The following is a 6,759-nucleotide window of genomic DNA, read 5'->3' on the forward strand; positions in this document are numbered from 1 at the left end:
GAGGAGGTGGCGATCCCGGAACTGACCGCGGCATAATCAACTCAGCTAGATCTCGCACGGTGTCCAGAAACTCCACCACTCAGCGGGACGTCACCCCTGCTGTTAGCTGCGATATGAGATCAGGAGACAGCGATGACACGGGACGGAAATGACACGGGAACGCTGCGACCGGCAGCGGTGAACCTCAGCCCATTGAATGTGGCGGCGACGGACCTGGTTGCGCTGCAGGAGAAGCTGCTCGCCACGGCCCGCACTGCTCACGCCCACCGGGCCGCGGATACGGTCTATGGCTCCCGCGACACTGTGCTGCGGCAGACGATCCTCGCGCTGCTGGCCGGTGCGGAGCTGGCTGCGCACGACAGCCCGCCTGAAGCGACCCTGCAGGTGCTGACCGGGCGGGTGCGCCTCATCGGCGATGGCCGCTCCTGGGACCTGGATGCTGGCGCCCTGGTCCCGATACCGCCCGAACGGCACGCGGTGACCGCGATCGAGGACAGCGTCTTCTTGCTCACTGTCATCCGCGCCACCGCCGCACCGACCAAGGGGACACCCGCGTGAGCGAGCGCGTCGACCCGCGGGGTCATTCTCGTCAGACGAGACCGAGGGCGAGCATGGCGTCGGCGACCTGGATGAACCCGGCGATGTTCGCGCCGGCGACGTAGTCGCCGGGCTTTCCGTAGGCGTCGGCGGTCTCCAGGCAGCGGTCGTGGATGGAGCGCATGATCTCGCCGAGTCGTTCGTCGGTGTATTCGAAGGTCCAAGAGTCACGGGAGGCGTTCTGCTGCATCTCGAGCGCGCTCGTGGCGACGCCTCCGGCGTTCACTGCCTTGCCGGGCGCGAACAGCACGCCGGCCTCACGGAGTGCGCGGATCGCCTCTGACGTGGTCGGCATGTTCGCGCCTTCGGCCACGATGCGGGTGCCCCCGCGGATCAACGCTGCAGCCCCGTCTGCATCGAGCTCGTTCTGTGTCGCGCAGGGCAACGCGATCGCGCAGGGAACCTCCCAGATCGACCCACCGGGGATGAAGCGCGCGCCGGCTCGCTGCTCGGCGTAGTCGTTGACGCGACCGCGGTGACCGTTCTTGATGTCCTTGAGCAGCTCCAGTTCGATGCCGGCCTCGTCCACGACGTAGCCGTCGGAGTCGGAGCAGGCGACCACGATGGCGCCGAGTTGCTGGGCCTTCTCGATCGCGTAGATCGCGACGTTGCCGGAACCGGATACGACCACCCGCTTGCCGTCGAAGGAGTCCCCGGCGTCGCGCAGCATCTCGTCGATGAAGTAGACGGCCCCGTAACCGGTGGCCTCGGTGCGGACCTGGGAACCGCCCCAGGTCAGCCCCTTGCCGGTGAGGACGCCGGACTCATAGCGGTTGGCGATGCGCTTGTACTGGCCGAATAGGTAGCCGATCTCCCGGCCGCCGACGCCGATATCGCCTGCAGGCACGTCGGTGTACTCGCCGACGTGGCGGGACAGCTCGGTCATGAAGGACTGGCAGAACCGCATCACTTCGGCGTTCGAGCGTCCTTTGGGGTCGAAATCGCTGCCGCCCTTGGCGCCGCCGATCGGCATGCCGGTGAGGGCGTTCTTGAAGATCTGCTCGAAGCCGAGGAACTTCACGATGCCGAGGTACACCGACGGGTGGAAGCGCAGGCCGCCCTTGTAGGGGCCGAGGGCGGAGTTGAACTGGACGCGGAACCCGCGGTTGAGCTGGACCCGGCCGGCGTCGTCGGTCCACGGGACGCGGAAGATGATCTGCCGCTCCGGCTCGCACAGCCGCCGGATGATCTCGGCGTCCGCGTACTCGGGGTGCTTGGCCACGACCGGGCCGAGGCTCTCCAGGACCTCGCGGACGGCCTGGTGGAACTCGGCCTCCCCCGGGTTGCGGCGCACGACCTCCTCGAAGACAGGCGTCAGGGACTCATCCAGTACGGGCACGGTGGGACTCCATTCGGTGGTGCGCTGCCGCGGGTGCGGCATGTGCGCCGGCTCGCGGCACACGGGTTCCGACGCTACCGGGATGCGGCGGCGCTGGCGGGTTCGAGGGCGACGAGACAGAGGTCGGGCTCGGCGAAGGGGACGAGCTGGGCACGGGTGCCGCTCGGTTCGAGGAGCTGTTCGATGAGTCCGCGGTGGACGGCGCACACCACCTGAGGGTGCTCGCGGGCGGCGTCGCGGAACGGGCAGGCGCGCAGCCGGATCTGCTGTTCGTGGGGGTCGGGGTCGAAGCCGAGCCGGTCGAGGACGTCGACGAGTCCTGTTGCGGGGTCGGCTTCGCCGAGGGGGTCGAAGCTGTCAGCCCAGCGGCGGCCGGCGGCGACGGACTCGGTGCCGGCGGTGTCCTCTGCAGCCAGGGCGCTGGCGAGGACGTGGATGAGCTGTTCGCGGGACTCCTCATCTCGCTCGGGGCCTGCCGGGGTATAGAGGATCCGGGGGCGGCCGCGCCGCGGCTCGCTGCCGGTGCGGCGGCGGGCGAGGCCGGCGTCGGCCAGGCGGTCGAGGTGGAATCGGGCGGTCGTGACGTGGACGCCGAGCCGCTCCGCCACGGCTGCGGCATCGAGGGGGCCGTTGGCGGCATGCAGTTCGTCGAGGACTTGACGGCCGGCGGCGGAGGGGGGCGCGGCACGGTGCTGTTCGGGGCGGTGCCCGTTGTGCTCAGGCGACATAGATCATCCCGTCGTGGACTTCGATGCGGCGGGTCGTCAGGGGGCGGTCGGCGGGCAGGGTCAGTGCCTGGCCGGTGGCGAGGTCGAAGCGTGCTCCGTGGGCCCAGCACTCCACCGTGCGGCCCTCGATGAAGCCGTCGGCCAGCGAGATCTCGGCGTGGGTGCAGGTGTCGTCGACCGCGCGGATGACACCGGTGTCGTCGCGGACGATCAGGATCGCCTGACCGTCGATGACCTTCCGCACCGGATGTCCGGTGCGCAGCTCGGTCTCGGCACAGACGAGCGAGGGTTCAGGGGTTGATGCGGGCATCGGCGGGCTCCTCCCGGTCCGGGCGGCGGGTGATGGTCTCGAAGGCGCTGCCGGAGCGTCCGGCCAGACGCCGCAGCATCGAGGCGGCGATGCGGTCGGCCTGCACCCTGGCGTGCTCGGCGACCGGGCCGCCGAACCGCCCGTCGAGGGCCTGGTTCCACAGCTCCAGCCATCGATCGAAGTGCTCGGACGTGAGCGGATGGCGGGCGTGGAGAACGAAGTGGAGCTGGAGGGCGTTGCGGTGATAGCGGTCGGCGCGGAACAGCACGGTCTCCCAGAAGTCGCACATGATCGGCAGATGGCGTTCCAGATCCAGCATCGCGACCTCGGTGAAGATCGGCCCCAGCAGCGGGTCAGCGAACGCCGCCCGGTAGAACCCGGTCACGAGCTCAGCGACGTCCGCGCGATCCGCGAGATCCCTCATGTCGTGCGCCCCGCGATATCGCTGGTGGGACGGTGGCCGTGCTCGGCGCCGAGGCCGAAGTAGTGCCGGAAGGAGTAGATCATCGGCCGCCAGGCGCGCGGGTCGATGTGCTCCGTGCCCGGCACCACGATCTCCGGGGCGGCATGCACACGGGTGACTTCGGCCTCGACCAGGTTGTACTCTCCGAGCCCCGGGGTGACCCGGCGGACGACGGCCTCCAACTGCAGCGCACACTCCGCCACGCGCGGAGGGTTCACCGCCTCCGATGCCTGAGGGGTGAGACCCGCGGCGGCGAACTTGTCGGCGACATGCCGGTAGCGGGGAGTCTTGGCCGCGGGGACCGGGCTCATACCGGTGGTGTCGCCGATCGCCTCGACCGCCTCCCACAGCTCCGGCTGGGGGAAGTTGACGGTCAGCTCCGGTAGGGCGAGGACGTTGTCGATGGTCTGCCCGCCGTCCTCCAGGCCGATCACGAGCATCTGCCCGAGCGCCCAATACGAGGATGCGGCGGCCAGGTTCGTGGTGCCGTCCGGGTTCTGCGAGGCGATCAGCATCACCGGGGTGCCCACGTAGAGGATGCTGGGACGGATCGTCACGTGCCCCGCCCCGACCGCGGTCGCTGCCCTGCTCGGTTCGGAATGCTCGGTCATGAGGCCAACACGAGAACGCCGAGGGCGACGAGCAGCCCGACCTTGACGACTTCGAGAGCGATGTAGCCCAGGTGCAGGCGCGTGCGGGGGGCGTGGTCGGCGGATCCTTCGGTGCGGACCTTGCGGTCCATCAGCGGCCGCAGCACGAGCGCGCCGAGCCCGAGGTCGACGCCCACCAAGACCACAAGGGCGAGCTGCGCGGGCGATGCGTCGGCTGCCCGCAGCAGCAGTCCGGCGAGGACGGCAAGCCACAGGACGGCCTCGGCGATGTTCAGCGCCCGGAACACGAGCCGGCCGATGCCGACACCGAGCGGGATCGTGATGCCGGGGGCACGGAACTTCAGGGGCGCCTCCAGGAACGAGATCGCCAGCACCATTCCGAGCCAGGTGAACACCGCTGCGATCTGCACGCCCAGGGCCGCCGTCATGATCCGTCCGCCTCCAATAAACCGGAGTAGTCTCCTGTTTATTCAGAGTCTACTCGCACCAAGAGGGGGCGTATCGTGACCGAGGGCCTGCGCCTCAAGCGGGTCTACGACGCCCCCGAGCCGGGCGACGGCTTCCGGGTGCTGGTCGACCGGCTCTGGCCGCGAGGACTTAGCCGGCAGCGCGCTGCGGTGGCCCTGTGGTGCAAGCAGATCGCCCCGAGCCCGGGCCTGCGCTCCTGGTGGGACCACGACCCGGCCCGCTTCGCAGCGTTCACCGACCGCTACCGCGCCGAACTCACCGACAACCCGGCGCTCGAGGAACTGCGCGCGCTGCTGCGGGACCACCCTTCCGTGACGCTCCTGTACGCGGCGCGCGACCCGCAGATCAACCACGCGATCGTGCTCCGCGACGTCCTTCAGGAGCACGCGCGATGACCAAGGCGGCTGCCGAGGGCGGGGAGGCGGTGTGCTGGCTGGACAGGGTCTGCCCGGACTGCGGCGCGCTCACCTCGCCGGCCGCAGCTGCCTGCTGGCGGTGCGGCATCCCGACCCCGAACCGACAGGAGCACGCGAATGACCAGGACTAGACGGCTGGAGGAACTGCTCGGAATTCAGGCGCCGATCGTGCTCGGCCCGTTCGGCGGGCTGTCCTCGGTGGAGCTGACCGCCGCGGTCAGCAACCTCGGCGGCCTCGGCTCCTACGGCCTCTACGGGTACGCCCCCGAGCGTATCCGGGAGACCGTGCAGGCGCTGCATGCGGCAACCGGAAGACCGTTTGCTGTGAACCTGTGGCTGCCGACCGGGGACGAGGTCGACCCGGTCGACGCCGACCTGGACGCGGCGATTGGCGCCGTGGCGCCGTTCTTCGCCGAGCTCGGCATCGACGTTCCACCGGTGCCGACCCGGTTCCTGCCCGACATCGACGAGCAGCTCGAGACCGTGTTCGAGGCGCGGCCCGCCGCAGTGAGCCTCGTCTACGGGGTTCCCCCGGCCTGGTTCGTCGAGCGTGCCCACAGCGTCGGGATCCGGTTGATCGGCACCGCGACGACCGTCGAGGAGGCGGTCGCACTCGAAGCCGGCGGGGCCGACGCGATCGTCGCGACCGGGTTCGAGGCCGCCGGGCACCGGGTGTCCTTCCTCGCCCCGGCCGAACAGTCCCTGGTCGGCACGATCGCGCTCGTACCCCAGGTCGTCGACGCCGTCACGATCCCTGTCGTCGCGGCCGGCGGGATCGGCGACCGCCGCGGCGTCGCCGCCGCCTTTGCCCTCGGCGCCTCCGGCGTGCAGGTCGGCACTGCCTTCCTGCGCACCCGGCAGTCCGCCGCCCCCGCCGCGCACCGGCAGGCGATCAGCCATAGGCCCGCGCACGGCACCGTGCTGACCCGGGCGATGAGCGGCCGGCCGGCACGCGGCATCCCCAACCGTGCCGTCACCACCATCGAACAGCAGCGGGCGATCGCCCGGTTCCCCGCGCAGAACTGGCTCACCGGCCAGTTCCGCGCCGAGGCCGCCCGCCAGGACCAGGGCGAGCTGCTGTCGCTGTGGGCCGGGCAGGCCGCCGCGCTATCGCGCTCGGCCGAGGCGGGCGAGGTGTTCGCCGAACTCACCGCAGGCGTGCCCGATGGACACTGAGCTGCGCGCCAGCACGGTCGTCGACGCGGACCCGGCTGCAGTCTTCGGGTACTTCACTGACCCCGTGCTGCTCACTCGTTGGCTCGCCACCACGGCCAGGACCGATCGCACCGACGCCGGCCAGGTGCTCCACGCCGAGGCCGACGGCCGGCACATCAGCGCGCTGGCCATCGATCAACGCCCGGCCGGCTGGGTGATCTACCGATGGCGCATCACCTGGCCGGGAGAACCCCAGCCACTGGACACCCGCCTCGAACTCGCCACCCACCGCGATGCGAACCTGGCCCGCGTGGACGTCGTCCACTGGCACCTGGACGCGCGATTCCTGCCCCGCCTACAGCAGGACTGGCACGCACGGCTCACGCGACTGCAACAAGCGGTAAGCACCCGATAGGTCGCCCGCCCTCACCAATGCAGCGGCTCGTCCTGCCGCAAAGCAGCGCGCAACACCATCTGCCCTGCGATCTCTCAGACCAGCGCGGCGGCGCCGTGGGAGAATGGCAGGGCATTCGACAGTGGGTGCGCCCGGACGAGACACGCCGTACCCGGAACGAGGTGACGTCCCATGGGGTGGTGTAGTTCTCGGGCTCGAGTGTCACGTCGTGGACGTGGTGAGCCATCGTGCGATGGTCAGGTGAGAACCGACAAAAG

At 70.2% G+C, this 6,759-nt stretch carries 10 protein-coding genes; 4 read left to right on the forward strand and 6 right to left on the reverse strand.

Features of this window, described 5'->3' with window-relative positions; all coding sequences use genetic code 11:
* The first annotated feature begins 132 nt into the window (after positions 1–132).
* On the forward strand, positions 133–558 hold the full coding sequence (locus PYV02_RS15165; protein WP_338056628.1) for a cupin domain-containing protein: 426 nt from the start codon (positions 133–135) through the stop codon (positions 556–558).
* Between the two features lie 31 nt (positions 559–589).
* Here PYV02_RS15165 and gdhA read toward each other — a convergent pair whose 3' ends face one another.
* The 6 genes from gdhA to PYV02_RS15195 form a co-directional block, all read right to left on the reverse strand.
* Positions 590–1,936 carry an NADP-specific glutamate dehydrogenase gene (gene gdhA, locus PYV02_RS15170; protein ID WP_420833646.1) on the reverse strand — a complete coding sequence of 449 codons (1,347 nt, stop codon included), beginning with the start codon at positions 1,934–1,936 and terminating at the stop codon, positions 590–592.
* Positions 1,937–2,010: 74 nt separating this feature from the next.
* Positions 2,011–2,664 (reverse strand): helix-turn-helix transcriptional regulator, encoded by a 654-nt coding sequence (locus tag PYV02_RS15175; RefSeq protein WP_275759916.1) that lies wholly within the window; start codon positions 2,662–2,664, stop codon positions 2,011–2,013.
* Positions 2,654–2,974 carry a non-heme iron oxygenase ferredoxin subunit gene (locus PYV02_RS15180; RefSeq protein ID WP_275759917.1) on the reverse strand — a complete coding sequence of 107 codons (321 nt, stop codon included), beginning with the start codon at positions 2,972–2,974 and terminating at the stop codon, positions 2,654–2,656. The genes PYV02_RS15175 and PYV02_RS15180 overlap by 11 nt, the downstream gene beginning before the upstream one ends.
* Positions 2,955–3,398 carry a group III truncated hemoglobin gene (locus PYV02_RS15185; protein WP_275759918.1) on the reverse strand — a complete coding sequence of 148 codons (444 nt, stop codon included), beginning with the start codon at positions 3,396–3,398 and terminating at the stop codon, positions 2,955–2,957. The genes PYV02_RS15180 and PYV02_RS15185 overlap by 20 nt, the downstream gene beginning before the upstream one ends.
* A complete protein-coding gene (locus PYV02_RS15190) occupies positions 3,395–4,048 on the reverse strand; it encodes a flavin reductase family protein (protein WP_275759919.1) in 654 nt (217 codons plus the stop codon). Before PYV02_RS15190 ends, PYV02_RS15185 begins: the two co-directional genes overlap by 4 nt.
* On the reverse strand, positions 4,045–4,476 hold the full coding sequence (locus PYV02_RS15195; RefSeq protein WP_275759920.1) for a hypothetical protein: 432 nt from the start codon (positions 4,474–4,476) through the stop codon (positions 4,045–4,047). Before PYV02_RS15195 ends, PYV02_RS15190 begins: the two co-directional genes overlap by 4 nt.
* A gap of 75 nt (positions 4,477–4,551) precedes the next feature.
* Between PYV02_RS15195 and PYV02_RS15200 the strand changes: the two genes are divergently transcribed.
* The 3 genes from PYV02_RS15200 (at position 4,552) to PYV02_RS15210 (ending at position 6,502) form a co-directional block, all read left to right on the forward strand.
* Positions 4,552–4,911 carry a DUF488 domain-containing protein gene (locus tag PYV02_RS15200; protein ID WP_275759921.1) on the forward strand — a complete coding sequence of 120 codons (360 nt, stop codon included), beginning with the start codon at positions 4,552–4,554 and terminating at the stop codon, positions 4,909–4,911.
* 138 nt (positions 4,912–5,049) lie between these two features.
* A complete protein-coding gene (locus tag PYV02_RS15205) occupies positions 5,050–6,108 on the forward strand; it encodes an NAD(P)H-dependent flavin oxidoreductase (protein WP_275759922.1) in 1,059 nt (352 codons plus the stop codon).
* Positions 6,098–6,502 (forward strand): SRPBCC family protein, encoded by a 405-nt coding sequence (locus tag PYV02_RS15210; protein WP_275759923.1) that lies wholly within the window; start codon positions 6,098–6,100, stop codon positions 6,500–6,502. Before PYV02_RS15205 ends, PYV02_RS15210 begins: the two co-directional genes overlap by 11 nt.
* The last annotated feature ends 257 nt before the right edge of the window (positions 6,503–6,759 follow it).

Source organism: Antiquaquibacter metalliresistens (assembly GCF_029211225.1).
Classification (GTDB): Bacteria; Actinomycetota; Actinomycetes; order Actinomycetales; family Microbacteriaceae; genus Rhodoglobus; species Rhodoglobus metalliresistens.